General features: G+C 25.5%; 7 protein-coding genes. 4 read left to right on the top strand and 3 right to left on the bottom strand.

The annotated features are described in order from the left end of the window. Positions 1–647 precede the first annotated feature (647 nt). Both tsaB and FVIR_RS00650 read right to left on the bottom strand, forming a co-directional pair. A complete protein-coding gene (tsaB, locus tag FVIR_RS00655; RefSeq protein WP_067497631.1) occupies positions 648–1349 on the bottom strand; it encodes a tRNA (adenosine(37)-N6)-threonylcarbamoyltransferase complex dimerization subunit type 1 TsaB in 702 nt (233 codons plus the stop codon). A gap of 3685 nt (positions 1350–5034) precedes the next feature. Continuing rightward, on the bottom strand, positions 5035–6588 hold the full coding sequence (locus tag FVIR_RS00650; RefSeq protein WP_067497628.1) for a TerC family protein: 1554 nt from the start codon (positions 6586–6588) through the stop codon (positions 5035–5037). A gap of 589 nt (positions 6589–7177) precedes the next feature. On the opposite strand from FVIR_RS00650, the gene manX reads away from it, so the two are divergent. From manX to nth, 4 genes are all read left to right on the top strand, one after another. Then, the gene (gene manX, locus FVIR_RS00645; RefSeq protein ID WP_067497625.1) at positions 7178–8140 is read left to right on the top strand and encodes a PTS mannose transporter subunit IIAB; all 963 of its coding nucleotides are present in this window, start codon (positions 7178–7180) and stop codon (positions 8138–8140) included. Between the two features lie 85 nt (positions 8141–8225). Continuing rightward, positions 8226–9032, top strand: a complete 807-nt coding sequence (locus FVIR_RS00640) for a PTS mannose/fructose/sorbose transporter subunit IIC (RefSeq protein ID WP_067497622.1) — start codon at positions 8226–8228, stop codon at positions 9030–9032. A gap of 7 nt (positions 9033–9039) precedes the next feature. Further along, complete coding sequence (locus FVIR_RS00635) at positions 9040–9888, top strand: PTS mannose transporter subunit IID (RefSeq protein WP_067497619.1); 849 nt, start codon at positions 9040–9042, stop codon at positions 9886–9888. Between the two features lie 4524 nt (positions 9889–14412). After that, positions 14413–15048 carry an endonuclease III gene (gene nth / locus FVIR_RS00630; RefSeq protein WP_067497616.1) on the top strand — a complete coding sequence of 212 codons (636 nt, stop codon included), beginning with the start codon at positions 14413–14415 and terminating at the stop codon, positions 15046–15048. A gap of 1835 nt (positions 15049–16883) precedes the next feature. Here nth and tyrS read toward each other — a convergent pair. Beyond that, positions 16884–18161 (bottom strand): tyrosine--tRNA ligase, encoded by a 1278-nt coding sequence (gene tyrS / locus FVIR_RS00625; protein WP_067497613.1) that lies wholly within the window; start codon positions 18159–18161, stop codon positions 16884–16886. Positions 18162–21294 lie beyond the last annotated feature (3133 nt).

Genomic DNA, 21294 nt, shown 5'->3' with positions numbered 1-21294 from the left:
AATAGATCCAGTAACATATAGGCTATAAAAATAAACTATAAAAATAATTATAGTCTAATGAATTTAAATATATTTTTTTATAACTGATGCAGCTTAATGTATCAGTTATAAGTATTTATAATTATATGCTTATAATTCTGTATAAGTAAAAAATTTGTCATTTTAATATATTTTTTGCATTTATAATCAAAATATTAAAATAGTCAATAAGAATTATCTGTTGTATTATTAAATATAATAGATTATTAAGTTCATTAATTTTTATTAAAATGTATCTATATTTCTATAGATAGCTTATATTAATGAGTATTATATCATAATTTAATTAAAGTGAAATTTTAATAATTCTTGTTTGAAAACTTTCATTTTATTATTGATCATTTAAATTATTTATTGATAAAATTTTTTATTAAATAGAAAAACTATGTGGCGTGCATCACATACATAAAATAATACTCTAGAATTTGGAAAATATCTAAATGGATTAGATTAGTATTATAATGTTAAAAGCAATAATTATTAAAATAAAATCGGTCGTATTAAATTCATGCAATCGATATTTAAGTAAAGCTTTAAGTTAAATATAATATATAAATTCATTAATGAATCTAATACTTTATTTTTTATCGATCGAATAAATTTAACCTTTAAACCCGGTCTGATAATTTTTTCCATGCTACTTTGTCATGTAAATAAGTTGGTTCAACAAGTGTTACTGGTTGAATGCTACCATGGTGATAATAATGTAGTGCTATCGATAAAATATCTCGTGCGTTCGAAAATAACGTATTTCCCGAAATTAGTGTTAACCCTTCATGATGAAGGAGATTCGGATAAGTTTGCCATCCAGTACCAGCGGTAGCCCAGCAACCTGATAGATTTTTGCTTAGAGTTGAAAGAGCTTCGGGTGCCATTATAGCTTCACGTTCCTTAGTTAACCAAACGCCCGCTTGACGTTGATATGGTGCCCAATACACTTCGCCCATACGTGCATCTATGGCAGTTAATACCTGATAAATACCGGTTTGGCGCCAAGCGCCTTCTGCTAATGCGACTAAAGTAGATACACTGATAAGTGGTAAATTAGCCCCTAACGCTAATCCCTGAGCAATACCAATACCAATACGAATACCAGTAAAACTACCAGGACCACTACTAAATGCTAATGCATCAAGGTTTTTAAGCGTTATATTAGCTTCTGCTAGAAGATCATCTACCATTGGTAGAACATACTGTGTATGTTTACGTGGGGCAAAGATAAAACGCTCTAATAATAAATCATTATCGAGCATCAGTGCAACAGAACATGCTTCTGTTGCTGTATCAATAGCTAATATACGAGTAGACATTCAAAACCTTAGTATGAAATTAAATAAATTTTAATAAATACTTATGAAGTATATCTACTTTAAAAGTAGATATGCTTAAATATTACTCATAAATTTAATGGTAGAACATAAAGGTATGGTGTGTTTCTGATAAACTTTTCATAGTTAATTATTGACTGCTAATCGTAGATAGCAAATATATTACAGTTGTTTCTGTCATATATTAATCAGCCAAATGCTCTATTCTGAGTTTAATAATTTCAGAGATCTTATCTTAGAAAATTTCTATTAAAATACTGTATATTAGTATTAAGTAAACCAGAATGATCATTCTCAACTAATAGTATAGTCATAGCAAAAGCTGTATTTCTGCTATATATAAAAAAATTAAGCATTACTAAGTAGTATTTTAGTATATAACAAAAATTAATCGGAGTTTTTTAAAAATTATCTTATATTTACTGCATAAATCGGCATGATAGATTATTACTATAATAGTATATGCTAAACATAATATTAGCTATCTATATCTATTAGATAATAAACTTCGTTAAAAACTTTAATTTTATATAATAAGATATAATTAATCGAAACTGCTTTTTTAATTAGAAAACTAATAGTTATAAATATCACTATTCTTAGTTTATTAAAATAAAATTTTTATACTAACGCTATTATGCTATAATATAGTGATTCTAAACAAATCCTAACTATCTTATTATATTAATATAATCTTATATGCTAAGTTTTATGAAAACATAACTGACTATATTTCAGTATAATTATTGTAATTAATATTATATTTTCGACTAAAATACTGAAAAACTCTGTTTGATAGTTTCCTGATTAATACTCTCAAGAGTAGTAGCATTATCGCATTGTTACAATAGAGAGTTTAATTTTTAATTATTACTTTCGTTCTTATAAAGATTTATCTCAATAATTACACTAGGGCATTAAATACTTGATATTCTTTTTCTAGCACAAAATAATTATTTTATCAGCGTGATGAATACATAACTCATATACTATATTTGCTATTGTTTTACTAATATTCATACTTTTATCTATTAATAACTGGATCTACTCTACAGCTAATTACTACTGTTCATAAATTGGTATAGATATATCATTTATAATAGTTCTCTTTAGAAAAAGAGGATTTCTTATAACTATTTTATAACACTATCAATTTTTCTTTGACTTCTTTTAAGTCAAAATAGTATATTATTGTGATTTTATCACTCGCTAAGCATGCAAGTAGTATTATAAATCCATATTAATTGATAAAATCTTTAAATGTGAAGCTAAAACTAATAATATTATTATATCTTATCAATGTTGTTCTAGATTATTTGTCTCTTGCACTAATCTGTTCTAGTCTATGTTATTGCATTTTATTTATAGTAACTATCCTAATAACCGTTAGGATATCCTGGTATGATTTCTTTTAGTAATATTTGTTATGTTTAATGGTATTACTAAACCATACTTTAAAAGTACACAATATCCGAAAATGATCTATTTTTGTTAATTCAATAATAATTAAAAATAGTCATGATTGTATTCTTAAGTACAAAATTACTTTTCTAGAGAAAATAAATTAATATTTTAGTTATAATTTTTTCGTAGTATCGAAATCTTTTCAGTATTAGCACAGGAGGATTCTTATTTCTAAATATGGCGATTGAAATTTATCGTTTAGCAAAAAAGTAACAAACCATTAAAACGGTATAGTAACATTGATCATTCACGATGATGCTATACTTTTATTCGCCTAATTAACTGTAATTATAATTATATCAACCACGTTATTTTATTTATTCGACTTTTGACGTGCTAATATAATCCAAACCAACTACGATAATAAATTCTATTAGTTATAGCAATACCTTCTATCAAGCAACTGCTATCAAATTTGTTTATTACAACGTTTCACTATTACTTTTAGTAGTGATATATAACTTGTTTTTCCGACTCTTGCTAGACATAATAGATTCTATTTCGGCGTTTTTATATCTAGTGGCTAGATAACACTTAATTTATCATTATAGCATTTATTATATTTTCTAAACAATAAAATATAAACAGGTCTAATAAAAACAAATTACCTTTCCTCTAGTATATAGATACTAAAATAAATTGATAAAGGTTATTACAGTTAGTTAACTCTAATAAATATCGATCATAGAATTTGATGATAGTGTATCTATTACGTAATAATATTGATTATATGACTAATTCTAACAAGATACACATATCGTTGTATTTGCTATAGAAATATTTGCAACAGTGTATCATATGGTTAATAATATTAATACCATTTAACTATTTTACCTATAGATTACTTAGGTATAATCTTTTGTATACTTGCTTTTTAGACGGATCTATTGCCGATGTTCTCAAGGCATGGCTATAATAATTATTAAAAAACTAAAACTACAGAGTCGCAGTATCTAGTGTAACAGTATTAGCTATATCAATTTCTGCGGCATGATAGATATCAATATCACTGCTCGAATACTGTTAGTATAAAACCAATGCATTTGCTGCTATATTAAAGATAGTCTTATTATTGATAATAATGAAGAAATAGAATATAAAGCTACCTTAGCTAAAACCATATTACTACTGTTTTTATTAGCATGATTATATATCTGAATCTTTAAGAGAATATTATATTAGATTGTTATATTTTAATAAAATTTTATAATTTTTATCAAAAATGTACTTTATGTTATGCTTTGATTATATTCTACTAGAAATAAATAGGAAGTTATTGAAAGAAAATGTAAATTATGCAGATATTTCTCTTAGAGAACATATCAGTTGATATAATATAAATTAGTTCTCTTTAATGGAAGAAAATTTTTTATTTTAATAAAAACACTTCAAGCTATAGAAACTATATAGGATATATATTCAATATGAAATAAACTTTAATTTAAAATTTTAGTATATTAAAATCGATATTAGTTCATTTAATTTTTATATAAAATAGTCCAATAAAGAACAGTAAATAATAAATAATCTAAAACATTTTCTATAAAAATTTGTCGACATCTATTTCTTATACTAATTGTAATATAATAGTAAAGTGTAATAGTAAGGTTACTTTAGTACCGCGACATACTCAGAAAAACAATAATAGCTAGCAATTATTGTTTATATACAAATAGTAGAGTCAATTTGTTAATGCAAAATTGATATTATATTAATTAATACTACTAATACTACTTGTAGTATTATATTTGAAATTATAAGTTACTATACATATTTTATGAATCTATTTTGCCATATATTTGGTTTTAGTATTTTTAGTAAAAATTTATCAAGTTATTGCATAAGATAAACGAGTCTTTTTAATAAAAAAACTAACATAGAGATATAAAATAAATCTAAAACGTGGCATAAATTATTACAGAATATAATATCAGCTTAGAACTGTTCTAATTCAATTTAAAATTGAAATAAAATATTAAATCTTTCTATAAAGTATCAACGTCTCTTGCATATCTGTAAGTCGTATAAATAAAAAACAAGCATTACTTATAATAAAACCATATGAAAAACTTAAAAATATAAATATTAAAACAATAAATTTTACGCAATAGTTAAGATATCAAAGCATAATGCTTCTAACAAGAAGGGCGCTTAAACCCATAAACATTATGATAATATTTATAGAGTTATAATGCTATTTAGATTATTCTTTATCCATATTTTTATTTAGAAAAAGTCGTTCAATCCAAACTAATTCGATACGATACTCAACCATTTTTCGGATAGTAAATCTCCACTCGTCAAGGATTAATATATTACCTTCTGTTGGCATTTGATCACACTGTGAAAGTATCAACCCAGCCAGTGAGGCAACATTATCCCTCCCGCGTACTAGTATTTGTGTATCTAACGCTTGCTGTAAGGCATGTAAATCAGTACTGCCTTTTGCCATCCATCCTTCCTCGTAAACTTCGATTTCTGGTGTTTCATCTTCATCAGGAAACTCACCAGCAATCGCTTCTAGAAGATCCAATGGCGTTACTAAACCCTGTACAACACCAAATTCGTTGGATACGATTACCATACTGCCTTTTGCCATACGTAATTCTTCTAACAATTTTAGCACATCTAGAGTTTCTGGAACCACAACAGCTGGATTGGCAGTTGCATAAGCCTTAACCTGTTCACCATTATCTACAGCTGCCATCAAATCCTTAGCACGCACGATACCAATAATCTGGTCTAATTCACCGTTACAGACAGGAAACATGTTATGTGGCGTATCCATTAAGGTTTTACGTAATTCTAAAACTGACTGCTGGCAGTCTAGCCAGGTAATTTCATTACGTGGAGTCATGATACTACGTAGAGTCCGCGAGGCTAATGATAGTACACCGGTAATCATGTGTCGTTCTTTTTCGACAAAATGAACTTGTTTTAGGGTTTCAGATATATCATCTTCGTCGGTTTCACGCTGAGTTCTACCGCCCATCAACCGAATAATTGCTTCTGCTGTACGTTCTCGCATCGGCTTATTGGATTGATTTTTAATAAAATTATAGCGACCTATCTGGTTTAACATCTCAATGAGAATTGAGAATCCAATAGCAGCATAGAGGTAACTTTTTGGAATATGAAAACCAAATCCTTCAGAAATCAGGCTAAGACCTATCATAAGTAAAAAACTAAGACATAATACTACTACGGTCTGATGATATTTAACAAAATGGGTTAATGAGCGGGATGCTATTAACATGATCGCCATAGCAATGATTACTGCGGTCATCATTACAGGAAGATTATTAACTATTCCTACAGCTGTGATAACCGCATCAAGGGAAAATACTGCATCAAGTATGACAATTTGTACTACTACAGCTAAAAAACTAGCATAACCACGGCCTGCGTTGCTATCATTTTCCTTATTTTCAAGACGTTCATGTAGTTCTGTAGTAGCTTTAAATAATAGAAAAATTCCACCAAGAAGCAAAATTAGATCACGGCAGGAGAAAGAAAATTCTCCCACAGTGAATAATGATTGTCTTAGCGTAACGATCCATGATATGAGTGACAATAGGGCAAGACGCATTATAAGCGCTAGCGAAAGACCTATAACCCGAGCGCTATCGCGCTTTTTAGGCGGTAGTTTATCTGCTAGAATAGCAATAAAGATTATATTATCTATACCAAGAACAATTTCTAATACGATTAGGGTCAGCAATCCTACTAAAATTGATGGGTCAACTAAAAATTCCATCACAAGCTCCGTAAAAATATTCAGGCTGTAGTTATGACATGATTAAATCGCATTTTTTTTAAAAATACGCAGAGATAAATATCCAAGATATTAATGTTTTTAGGAGCAGGATCAAATATGAAAAAAGATCCAGTTCGAGATATCAATAAAAAACAAGAATGGCCGCGTAAGCGGATTACAATTAACAAAACGACTTCGATGGCAGTTCATTAGAAGGTTACTTTCTCCTTTATACATAAGCCAAAAGACTTTACTGTATCAGGGATACCCCTTTAGATACAAAACTTTTTCACTTCACATTGTTTATTCATTTTCAGACATGTTTTTTATGTGTTTATAATAAACTTAGCAATAAAAATATAAAAAATAAATGAGTGCTATCACAATTTTCATTTTTTATATTAAAATGAATTATGTTTAATTATGTTCTTCTAAAGCAATATATAAAATAAATCAACCGATAATCTGAACATCGTTTATATTAGATATTATTTTTTTGATTTTTTTATTTACGTTAGTAAAAAGTTAGAATTATTAACATATATTTATGCATAGCTCAAAACCTATTTTTTAACAGAGGAGATATCTAGTGAGTATTGCTATTGTTATTGGATCTCACGGGTTAGTTAGCGAACAATTATTGAAGACAACTGAAATGATTTTAGGTATACAGAATAACGTTGCATGTATTGATTTCGTTTCAGGTGAAAATGCTGAAACATTAATTGAAAAATATAAAAATTGTTTAGCATGTCTTGATACTACAACAGGTGTATTGTTTCTTGTCGATACTTGGGGAGGAAGCCCGTTTAATGCTGCTAGTCAGCTTGTCATCAATAAAGAAAATTATGAAATTGTTACCGGTGTTAATATTCCTATGCTGGCTGAAATTTTCATGGCACGTGATGATAATTTAACTTTTCAAGAACTAGTTGGAATTGCAATAAAAACTGGACGAATCGGTATAAAAGCACTTAAAACTTCCGAACTAGAGCATACTATGCTTCTTGCTACAACACCAGTCTCGAAAATTACATCGGTAGATAAGAATCAGAGTGGCCATATGATTATCGCTTTAGCTCGAATCGACGACCGTTTGATACATGGTCAGGTAACTACTAGTTGGACAAAAGAGAGTAAAATTAAACGTATCATCGTAGTTAGCGATGAAGTAGCTGCAGATGTTATTCGTAAAACTATTCTTACCCAGGTAGCACCACCAGGTATTACAGCTCATGTGATTGATATAGCAAAGGCTATCCGTGTTTATAATAATCCAAAATATGCCAATGATCGCGTTATGTTATTATTTAATAACCCAACTGATGTAGTGCGTCTTATTGAAGGAGGTGTTACAATTACTTCGGTTAATATTGGCGGTATGGCTTTTCGTAAAGGTAAAAATCAGATTAATAATGCTATATCAATAGATGAAAAAGATATCGAGGCATTTAAAAAACTCAATGCTCGTGGTGTTGAACTAGAAGTACGTAAAGTATTTAGTGATCCTCCTCTTAAAATGATGGATTTAATTAAAAAACTCAGTAATTAAACTCTAGTCTAGATTTTTATCCTTAAAGGATGTAAGTTTATTTAAAAATGGATTTATTCTTTATCAAGGAAAGAGGAGAAATATAATGGAGATCGCTACGCTTCAAATTTTACTGATATTTATCGTCTCCTGTATTGTAGGTATGGGGTCAATTCTCGACGAATTTCAGTTACATCGTCCACTAATCGCTTGTACTTTAATCGGTTTTGTTCTTGGCGATATCAAAACTGGTATCATCATTGGTGGAACTTTGGAAATGATTGCACTAGGTTGGATGAATGTTGGAGCTGCAGTTGCGCCTGATTCCGCTCTAGCGTCTATCATTTCAACGATTCTAGTTATTTCTGGTAACCAAAGTATTGGTACTGGTATCGCGTTAGCAATTCCATTAGCTGCTGCTGGACAGGTACTGACTATAATTGTACGTACTATTACTGTTGCTTTTCAACATGCTGCCGACAGTGCTGCCGAGCGTGATAATCTAAAGATGTTAAGTTGGATTCATATTTCAGCGCTAGTTCTTCAAGCTATGCGTATTGCTATTCCAGCTGTTATTATGACTGTATCAGTCAATACTGATATTGTGCATAATATGTTAAGATCAATTCCGGAATTTGTTACTAATGGGTTGAATATCGCTGGTGGTATGATCGTAGTAGTCGGTTATGCGATGGTAATCAACATGATGCGTGCAAATTATTTGATGCCGTTCTTTTATCTTGGTTTCGTCACTGCGGCTTTTAGTAGTTTTAACTTAGTAGCACTGGGTATTATCGGTGTAGTCATGGCCATACTATATATTCAGCTTAATCCACGATATAACAGAACCGCAGTAAAATCTTCACCAATACTAGGTATTAGCGATCTTGATAATGAACTAGAGGATGAATAAATAAAATATGATTAATAATAAAGTTATAGAAAAAAAGAAACTAACTTCTAGCGATATGCTTAGTGTTTTTATTCGCTCGAACTTTTTCCAAGGTTCCTGGAATTTTGAACGTATGCAAGCTCTTGGATTTTGTTTCTCCATGCTACCAGTGATTCGTCGTTTATATTCGAAAAAAACTAGTGAACGTAAACAAGCGATAAAACGTCATTTGGAGTTTTTTAATACTCACCCTTATGTAGCCGCGCCAGTATTGGGTGTTACCATTGCTATGGAAGAAAAACGCGCTAATGGTGCACCTATTGATGATGCTGCTATCAATGGTATCAAAGTTGGTTTAATGGGGCCATTGGCAGGAGTCGGTGATCCAATTTTTTGGGGTACTATAAGACCGGTTTTCGCTGCTCTTGGCGCTAGTATTGCTATGAGTGGTAGTTTACTCGGTCCTCTGTTGTTTTTTATTTTATTTAATTTGATACGTATATTGACCCGATATTATGGCTTAGTATATGGCTATCGTAAAGGTGTTAATATCATTAACGATATGAGTAGTGGTTTTTTGCAGAAATTGACTGAAGGAGCATCTATTCTCGGATTATTTGTAATGGGAGCTTTGCTTAATAAATGGACCCATGTTAATATTCCCTTTGTGTTATCTCGTGTTACTAACATTAATGGACAAACTACCATTACTACTGTTCAGACAATTCTAGATCAACTAATGCCAGGTTTAGTACCATTGCTGTTAACTTTCGGATGTATGTGGCTTTTACGCCACAAGGTAAATGCTTTATGGATAATTATGGGTTTTTTTGTTATAGGTATTATCGGTTACTGGACTAGTTTATTAGGGTTGTAAGTTTTTTTAAAACCGGGGATGTTAACTTTTCGGTTTTTAGGGTATATTTCTAACCATTATTAATAACTAATAGCAGAAAATAGTGTTAATACGACTCTATCCGAGCTTATTTTTACTATTTTACTGCTTGTTATTCAACGATTTAGTGATAATATTAATCTATTTAGATTATTGACTTATATTAGCTATCTAAAAATATTATTTAAAAAAAAAGGAGATTTTTACGGTAAGATTTTTATATGCTATTATCTTTTTTTTTAAAATACAATATATCTATATGGTTATTTCTAACTATGTAGATAGAAATAACGTTTTCTAATTTGATTATATTAATAACATATATTCTATATTACTATTTTAGTAGAAGATAGTAAAGTGTTAGTTATTTTAACGAGATAAAAGTTTGAATTTTTATTTCAATTTTAAATGTATCGTATGTTTCAATTAAAAGTATATGTAAATGTATTAATAAATAGCATTCTTTACTATCAATTAAAATTGATAGCGGATCTATCTTTAATTTTTTATAAGATTTATGAATTCTATATTTTTAGTAAAATCTATACCATAAAATTTCGACGTAAGATTTATTGTATTTGAATTAGATTTATTAAAAGTCTTTTCTGATAAAAAATTTAAACTACAAATAATTTTTAAATATATATTACCTTTTATTCATCAAAACGAATACTACTATTAATAGTATGTTATATCATTTAATATATTAGGACGTTTACCAAAAAATATTTACTTATAAAGTAGATATTTTCATAAAGTAGATATTTTTCTAATTTGAAAATATAGAAGAATATAATATTACATCAGATAGTCTCTATAGCAATAGAGAGATATATTATATGAATAATTTTCAAGTTTATATTTAATAATATTAATGTTTAAATTCTATCCGTCAACTAAATGATAACTAAACTGTGATAATTTTAGATTATATAAAATTGTATTAATTGCTAATAGCTTTTTTTAAGTATTCTATATTTTAATTTCAATGCTTTTACTTTCAGTAAAAGCATTTTAAAACTATTACTTTATATATTTTTGCTATCATTAGTCGAAATAATGAAATAAATATTTAAGTTAATTAAACCACTTTATTTTATATCTAATATTTTCTAAACTAGATATCTAATTTAGAAAATATTAGATTTTTATAAAAATATATAAATTAGAGTCTTTGCTATTTTAGATAGTAAAATATAGATCAAAACATACTATAAATTAAATTCTATAAACTTTATAAGCAAAACTTTTATTGAAATACTACTCATATATTAAATTATACCTCAATTTATCCGACTAAATTATTTAATGTTCTATAACATAGCAAATTAATCTAATTATGATTAGATATATTATATTTAATTAAAGAATTAAAATTAATATTTTATCGTTTTAATAAAAAATCTCCAGTTATAATATAGATTTAGCTAAGTTACTACTATTACATGATTTGAAATATTCATAAAAAGTTAAAATATATCCTCTCTATTACTTTTTACTAAACGATAGATAGCGAACCTTCAAGGTTTATGAAATGTATTGATAATCTCTTTCTTATTTTTACCAATATACTTAAGATTAAACGCATGATACCTTATCTTAATATCCTAAAGCACATCCAGTTTAGTTATGCTTTTAGGTCAGGAAACTTTTTATAATCTATTTTAATAATATTGTTATCTTTAAAGATTATCAGCTTACTCAATTATTCTAGTTTATACCAATAGCGATTAAACTGTTACTTTTCAGATAGATTATATCTCGAATAAGGTATATTAAATTTTTTACATATTTAGTTTATTGGAAAGTGTATTTCTTTGAAAAGAAATTATGTAATATCCGAAATTGATGATATATTAATAGTTATAATCAAATATATTGAGATTATGGTCGAAAAACTACCAATGAAAACTGTGTTAAGATCGAATTAGTGATAATATAAATATATAAACTATAAGATAAGTTAATATTCAGTATCTTCTACTTTACCATTTATTTAAATGTTATAATACAATCAGTACAGTTAATATTATTTTTGCTTATAGTAATATCTATCATGATAATAGCTTTAATAAAAGTATTTATGTTTTTATAATATCCATAATATAATTATCAGTATTGTATACGTACTATAAAAATATCTTAGTAAGAGATGTGTATATACTCATTTAATTATTTTTATAACAGTTTTCTATATGTTATCTTTTCTTACTTTTATTTGATAGCTTTATTAATTTTCAATACAGAAAATCGGTAATAGATACATATTTATAATTTATTTTTTAAAAAGCAACATAAGAAATTCTTATTTAGAGAGAAGTTTTCTTAGTGTAAACTTATTATTCCTAACGATTTTTGCTTATAGAGATATAAGTATACTGAAACTATTATTATTTAAATAGATATTTAATATACTGACTTTCTATTTTCTATTGGATTTATATCCTAAAGTAGTACATTTTTAATAAATTTTATTAATAGTAACGCTAGTTTAAACTATACAATATAACAAATAGAACAATTGCATCCTGATATATTTTCTTCGTTTTAGACTAATTGAGAAAGTTATTAAGATCGATCTTAATCGGCTTTTATTTTTTCTATAAATAGGACAGGAATTTCTCTATATTAAAAAATAATTACTACAGCAGAAATGAATAACTGTGTTTATATATATTATTATCAAGTATTAGTAGTAAATTTTATATATTAGTAGATAATAACTTCTAGAAAATATAATCCATTACTATATTGAATCTATTTTTATTATTATAATTCGAACAATTAGTAAATATCTAATACAGAGCAAAAATAATTTTATAACTTACTAGCAACTGCTATATACGCAGAAATTAATTGCTACTATCGAAAAATATAATAAAATACTTAAAAAGTATTAGTAAAGTGTTTTTATAAACTATTTTATCTCATATCATAATATAACAATATTAATTTTGATTATATTATAAAAATATTCGATAATAGTAATATAAAATATAAGCTTTCTAAGCTAAATAAAAAGATAATTAAAGTATTTAACAATAACTATTGTTAGCAGATTACGTAAATAGTGTACAAATAGAATCGGTTAATTTACAACAGTAATTACTATAAATTATTATATTTTCATTTTATTTTTTATTAATGATAAAGATAGTTCTTATTTAAGAATTTCTCTACTAATTTATAAAATACCATATAAGAATGCGAATTTATTTTGAGATTTAATTTAAAAGATTCTATGAAGAAATAGTAAATAATTTAATATTTTATATCGTAATATTAATTATATTTGAGAATTTTCTTAATCTAACTTTAATATTGATATATTAAAACTCTAAAACAATTTCTATATCTATATATTTCACTATCAATCTTTAATCCGAAGCATATTTTTCTTAATTTATTTAAATGTTTTCATAGTCCTATTAATGCTCTGATAATTTTATCAGAACAAAATAATAGAATTATTCTTTATTATTAGTACTTCTATATTAATGATAGATTTATATCATCAATTTTTATCACTTAAATGATCATACTCTTTTTAAATAATTAAAAATTATAATCGCTATGTCTAAAAATAACGATTAAAGATTAATTTTTCATATGTATAGATATTTTTAAAGAGGAGATTTTAAGATCTTTGTACTATGTATAATCTCTGTAATATATCTTTCTTTATAACTGAATTGTAATGTAGTAGTTTACTATTCTCTCTGTTGGATTAACGTTAAAAATTTGCATATCATGTACGCTAAAACATATTATTTTTCTGATAAAATGATAACTTTTAATTTTTCCTAACTAAGATAATCCAATACTTTTCCTGAAAAGTTAATTTGGTAGCACATTATACTAATAACCTATAACTTAGAGTTTTATTGCTGTAAACAGCTAGATTCTTATGTGAATACCATATTCTATAATATATATAAGTATGTGTATCACATTATATAATAATTATTAGAATTTTAGAAAAGAAGTTCGTTATTTTGCTATTAAGTACTAATTTAGTTATCTTTTTATTTATTTTATAATGCTATAATATTTTATTATATTCTGTTTTAATTAATTCAATAAATACTATCAAAAATATATAAATCAAATTTATTGATAGAGCTGGTAATAACTTTCTATTATGAGATTTTAAGTTAAAAAGAAAAATGAACTACAATTATTAATTAAATTAAATTAAATTAAATTAGATATTCAATGATAAATTATTGCGATTAAATAATTATAAAAATATTCTATCAAGGAAAATAGTGGTATTAAAATCGATTAACTGGTAGTATAAGTACTCTATAAACTGTGTTTAAAATTATGTTACATAATAATATATTCCAATATTGATAATACTATTTTATGTTTATATTACTGATCTATTTTTATAAATTTATAAATTATATTAACGGGAGAATATCTTATTGATCAATATATGAAAAATTCGGTATCTAAAAAAATAATTCAACTATTAGTATTATATATAATAGAAATAAATCGATGAATAAAAGCAAGCGTTATGCCATTCTATGTCGTCTTAGAGATAAGAATCCTTATCCTATTACTGAATTAAAATACTGCTCACATTTTGAATTATTAATTGCGGTAATTCTCTCGGCAAAAACAACAAATATCAGTGTTAATAAAGCTACGAAACTATTATTTTCATTAGCCAACACACCAGAAGCTATATTGTCACTTGGTATTGATAGTGTTAAAAACTGTATTAAATCAATTGGTCTTTTTAATAGCAAATCAGAGAACATTATCAATACTTGCCGATTATTGTTAGAACATCACAAAGGTGAAGTTCCAAAAAATCGCAAAGAACTAGAATCGCTACCAGGCGTTGGACGAAAAACTGCTAATGTAATATTAAACATTGCTTTCGGTCAACCAACTATTGCGGTTGATACACATGTTTTTCGCGTTGCAAATCGTACGAGATTCGTAGTGGGTAAAAATGTAGCAATAGTAGAGAAAAAATTATTGACAGTTGTACCGAAGAAGTTTAAATTAAATTTTCATCATTGGTTCATCTGGCACGGTCGCTACACCTGCATTGCCCGCAATGCACGCTGTACTTCCTGTTTAATTTTAAATTTATGTGAATGTAAACAAAAATATTATCCATAATAACTTTTTTAAGATTTTATTAGATTTTCGTGGAAAAAAATTTTTTCTAGAATTAGATATTCCTGTCTTTAAATAGGTCTATCTTTTCTAAAGATAGAGGAATTATTTTTTGATTATATACAACTGTTTTATATCTCAACTGAGAAAAAATATTTCCTAGTATAGAACACTATATCTAGATATCTTCTTCTTTCTTTAAAGAAAGTAATATTTAACTTTTACTATTTTAGTAAAATAGTAGCTGTTTTTATTTTTTAATAACTATAAAGATTTCAATATAAAAATTAATTATGTTAAAACTGTATTATATTTTTATATCTTATTCTAAATTTATTATATAATAACGTAATAATAAAAATTCTAAACGATAGAAATTCGATTTTATTTTAATAATTTACATTTTTAAAAAAATATAATAATGCTATTATATTATGATTTATATAATTTTCATACCAAAATATTAAAAATAAATTCTCTATATTAATTAAAAACTAATAATATTTTTAATATCTTAATATTTATCACTAATTACACTTTAGCAGCTTAATCAAGAAATAAGTTATTTTAAATCTATCTTACTTAACATAAGTAAGATTACTACTTCTTTTTTATAAAAAATATTTATTTTATATTAGACTTTGCTATTTATGACATAACTATTAATTTTTTAGCTTATTTCTCCGAAATTAATAACTCCCGTCTAGTTGCACATTATAACTTATAATAATATATTTTTTAAAGTCTTCGATATGCTTATGATGTTAATGAATTTTTATATGTAACGACTATATTAGTTATTATAATGATTTTATAGGTCTATAATGTTTAAATGCTTAAATTATTAAGAAATCTCTTCGATATTTTATTGCTTATAAAGTTTTATATGAAAAAATAATAAGATGCTATATATTAATAATTATTTTCTAAGCTAGAATCTTATTTATACTTTATGGCTATAGTTGTAACTTTTTCAATTTTTTCGCTATTCAAAAAAAATAAAATTATTACTTCTAGTAGAAGTGCTTTTATTTAAAAAGTTTCAAGCACTGAATCTATTTAGATCGTTATTGCTAGTAAGATTTTATATTTACTAACTTTTCACTATTATCACTTTAAACATATTTGTTAATGAAACAAATATGTTTTACTGTTCTGTCTCATTAATAACTATTTATTAATGTTTAATAGAGTTTATTATTAGCGTTTTAATTTTAATTATCGCTATAACGGCGATTTTACCATATTTTCAATAATTTGTCACCGACATCTAATATAATTAATTTATACTATTTTGTATATATAAGGCTATATGTTACTATATGCATAGTACTTTATTATCTTCCAAATTTAGCTTACTAATGTAAGCAGATATAAAAATTGGCTTTATAATAGATTTTGATATATTATTTATAATAATATGCTTCTATTTCGATTCAATATCATTGAATTAGAAAATAAATAGCAATGAGATTTTTATTTATTAATTTGTTATAAGATTAAGAAATACATTCCATTACTTAATATGACAATATAAGTACTTATAATTATGCAATATGATCTTAAATTGTCGATTTTTTATACCCTTTTCGAATATTTAGAAAATTATACCACAAGTATTGCATAAATGATTTATGGATAATTTTGAGTATAGTTAAAATTGTATTAATCAGCTACATTAAGAACATTGATATAAATTTGGTGAATAAAAAATACTTAAAATATTGTTTAAAAATAAACTATTTTAAACTAAATAGAAAGATATCTCACAAGAATTTTTATACTTTTGACTAATTTGTTGACTTTGAAAAGGTTAAATTTTGCTTTTTATAAATCCACTATTGCCAATTAAGCAGACAATAGTATTTTTTACCTCGACGAAGAAGAGTATAACGCTTATAAAATCTATCAGTATCATTAAATGTATAATCCACTGCAGCTTGTTTTTCACCGTTAACTGATACAGCATTAGAATGTATCAAAGCACGGGCTTGCCCTCGTGAAGAAACAAACTCAGCAGCTATCAATGCCTGTTGCAAATCTACATTGCGTTCAAGGTTAACCATCGGTATTCCATCCTGCGCTAACTGAACAAAATCATCTTCAGTTAAATCTGTTAATGTGCCTGAAAAAAGACTAGCAGTAATACGTTTAGCTGCTGCCAAGCCCTTCTCGCTGTGCACTATTCGAGTTATTTCTTCTGCAAGAATATATTGAGTGCGATTCTTTTTTTTATTATTCGTACGATCCTCTTGTTCTAGTTTGTTTATTTTAGCGATTTCAAGGAAAGTAAAAATTTTTAAAAAACGATACACATCGCTGTCAGAAGTATTAATCCAAAACTGATAGAACTTGTAGGGACTAGTTTTACTAGGATCTAACCATATAGTAATATCTTCAGTTTTTGAAAATTTAGTTCCATCCGATTTTGTAATTAATGGTACTGTAAGACCATATACAGTATTTTTATATAGCCTACGTGTTAAATCGATACCAGAGGTAATATTTCCCCACTGGTCAGAGCCACCTATCTGTAATGCTATACCATATTGATTATTTAAATAAGCGAAATCATAGCTCTGTAATAAATTATAGGAAAACTCAGTGAATGAAATACCGCTATTATTACGATTAAGCCGTAGTTTTACTGCTTCTTTATTTACCATTTGATTGATAGAAAAGTGTTTTCCAATATCACGAAGGAATGTTAACACATTAATCGAATTAAACCAGTCATAGTTATTAACAATAATCGCACTATTTTTACCACAGTTAAAATCTAAAAATAGCGATACTTGACGTTTAATTTTCTCCAGCCATTCCTGAACACTTTTTACCGTATTAAGATGACGCTCGCTATTTTTGAAGCTAGGATCACCAATAAGACCTGTCGCTCCTCCAATTAGTGCTACTGGACGGTGAGCAGCTAGTTGAAAACGTCTTAAACATAACAAAGGTACCAAATGACCCAAATGTAAACTATCAGCAGTGGGATCAAAGCCACAATATAAAGAAACTGGCCCAGCTGACAATCGTTTAGTTAGTGCCTTTTCATCCGTAACCTGGGCAATTAAACCTCGTTCCTGTAACTGTTGTATGAGGTTGCTATTTGCCATTAAAAACTCCATTTTCAAATAAAAGAAAAATATCGTTATTTTTCTACTAGTTTAGAGCACAGTTAGTAGAAATAATAACTATGTAACATAGTAAACTATTATTTCTATCTAGCAGAGAAAATTCTCATATAGACTGTATCTAGCCATTCTAGTAGCATTTTGTATATTTAACTCCTAATAAAAAACTAAGCAATATAAACTCTATACTTTAAAAAATTCTTTATTTAGGTAGGTATAGAAAAATTATTTTCTAACACTTTATTAGTATAAATACAACTAGTAATTTTTGTCTTATAAGAAAATAAAAAACTCTAATAAAAATCGGTTTATTAATTTACAGACAACTGTATAACTATTCAAATAATAAAAGATAGTGCTATTCGAACACCTAATAATAAATAAAGGTTAATACGAAGATTTTATGCTAGATTTGATTTTTTAGTTTATAAAATTAGTATAACTATTATTTCTTATGATAGTTAAAAAATTTAAGAAATTACAAACCATTGATAGATTTAACAGTTTTTATCTATGATATCAATAATTTAGTTTAATATTATTAAAAGTACATAAAAGCTTATTGTGTTATTTATAATAGATATTTTCTTTAAATAAAGTAGTAATATCAATTATTGATAATATTAATTAATTATTCAGTTATAAATAACTACAAATTTGATAATAAAAGATATTATTATTTGCTGTAACATTAATAATTTCAAATTATTCATATACATAGCTCTATATAAAAGCATCATCTCAGATATGAGGAAATATTTATGACCTAAGAAAAACTCAATTTATAACTATAAAAATATATTCACTAGCTCTATAGTATTATTCAGTGTTAAAGTTAATAATAGTATTTTGTATGAACCATGTGATAAAAATAAAGAAAATGAATTCGATTATTATATATAGATGCTCATTTTTTATATTTAATTATATATATACTATATTCATGAAAATGAAAATATAAGAAGAATTCTATCTCATTAACCGAAATAATTTTTATTATAGTGTTTTTATTAAATAAATCTATAAAAAATAGATTTGTTATAAGTACTTATGATTAAAGATAAATTACTTATATATCAGAATAAAGCTAAATACCTACCAGATAAATATAAATTATTACTACATCATTACTAATCACATCATAATTAATCTATGAGATTTATTTTCATACTCAGAAGAAAAGTCTAGAGTTAACTTATTGCTAGTATGTTCTATTTTTAATTATACTAAAGCTAAAAAGATATTCGCAATAAAAAATAATACTTAAACGTAATTCTTTTTAATTCCGATAGTTTAATATAAAAATTTTAGAAAAGAATAAAGATAAGCATTAAGGGTTATTGTCTTAAATTTTAGTTATAATAAAAATCTAGTTTCTATCGCTATTTTTCTAAGTATAGTGAAAAATTCTTTGCTATTTATTTAAATAAATAACTATAATAGAAATTAATAGAAGTAATTTCATATGAATATTTCAAGATTATTTATTTCAATAAACTTAGTACTTTATATAAATAAAAATAATTAGATTTCTAAGTTTTTAGATTTTAAAAGGATTATAGCTTAATTTTAATAAATTACTAAGATCTGTTATTTATATAGTTAATGGAAAAAAGAACTAAAATAGTATCAGCGAGTTTTTAAAATAGGGTGTTCTTTACTCGCTACCAGTAGTAGTAATAATATTATTGAAACTATTACTAAATATAATCGCTATATAATAGCTATTCTTATTTTGCTTAACTCTAATTTTTGTAATTTGAGTTAATAAAATAAGATTAATTTTTAATCATTTTATTATCGTTGATTTAATATATTAAATCTTATTATAGAATTCAAAATCTTTTTCCAGTATATAAATTATATCAATCAGTGATTAAATTTTTTGACTAATGCTATGAAAAATTCTATTTAAGATGGAATTAATAATATTATTCATTTCTTTAATAATAGATTTAGCAGATTGGTTTAGTTTTATTTTTACTCGACGATTATTTATACAAGTATACTGAGTAAAAATCTCTTTTCTGTGAGTTAACCCAGTGTTCATGCTAATAAAGGCTATTCAATACTAATAGCTTTGCTATTTACATTTAAGACTATATTAGTAGTAATTAGAAAATTTTATATAAAGTAATCTAATGTATCTGTTTAATTTTTAAAGGTTATAAACGATAATCAATTAAAGTTCGCTATACGCGAACAAGTCGCGTTAAATCTGATTCTTACACTTTATTACTAGATTTAATTATTCCTAATAGGAAGAACTAAAAAATTATAAATATATTAATTATTATTCAATTACTAAGCAGAGACTTATATAAGTGATATATTATTATATTAATAAAATTAATAATATAATTTATATGTGTTATTTACGATAAATTTTATTAATTCTTATTAAGAATAAATTGCATTTTTTTCTCTTACTGTTTTGTTAAAAAAATAATTTATAACATATTAGAACAAAGGTTATTAATTAGCCTTTAGGTTGTATTCTTATTTTGTTTAGATATATTTAGAAATTTATTCACTTTAATAATTTAGACATGATAGATAATTATTTCATAATGTTAAGCACTCAAGTTAAACTTATGCTAACAAGCCGAAAAGTATCTAATTAAAGAACCTCAAAAATAAAAATCTAATTTTGATTATATTATAATCAATAATGATAAAAAACTTAACTAAGAACTTAAAGAAATATTAGTTTTACAATAAAAATATAATGAAAACATCTTTAATACTAGAATAAACGTCTATTTCTATTTAAATAGATGTTTATTCTTATTCCAGTAATAGAAATTAGTAAGCTGAAAATTTCAGTTATTTTGCTATAATATTTTCTTTTTATTTAAATGGTATTTACTATGCTAGTAAGTTACTCTTATTTAGTCAGTTAAGAAATTTTATTAAAAATATTATTATATTGATTTTTATATTAAAATACTTAAAATTTCACTTTTGAATATCATCAAAAATTTTAATATAAATATACGACAATATTTTAGGTTATACTAAAAATACAAAAAAGAAAATACTGATCTGATTTGTCACTGGAGTGTAGGTAGTTTACACTTGAAAGTGTATATATAAAGTGTATATATATTGCGTT

This window comes from Candidatus Gullanella endobia (assembly GCF_900048035.1).
GTDB lineage: Bacteria > Pseudomonadota > Gammaproteobacteria > Enterobacterales > Enterobacteriaceae > Gullanella > Gullanella endobia.
This window is presented reverse-complemented; position numbering and strand designations above follow the sequence as displayed.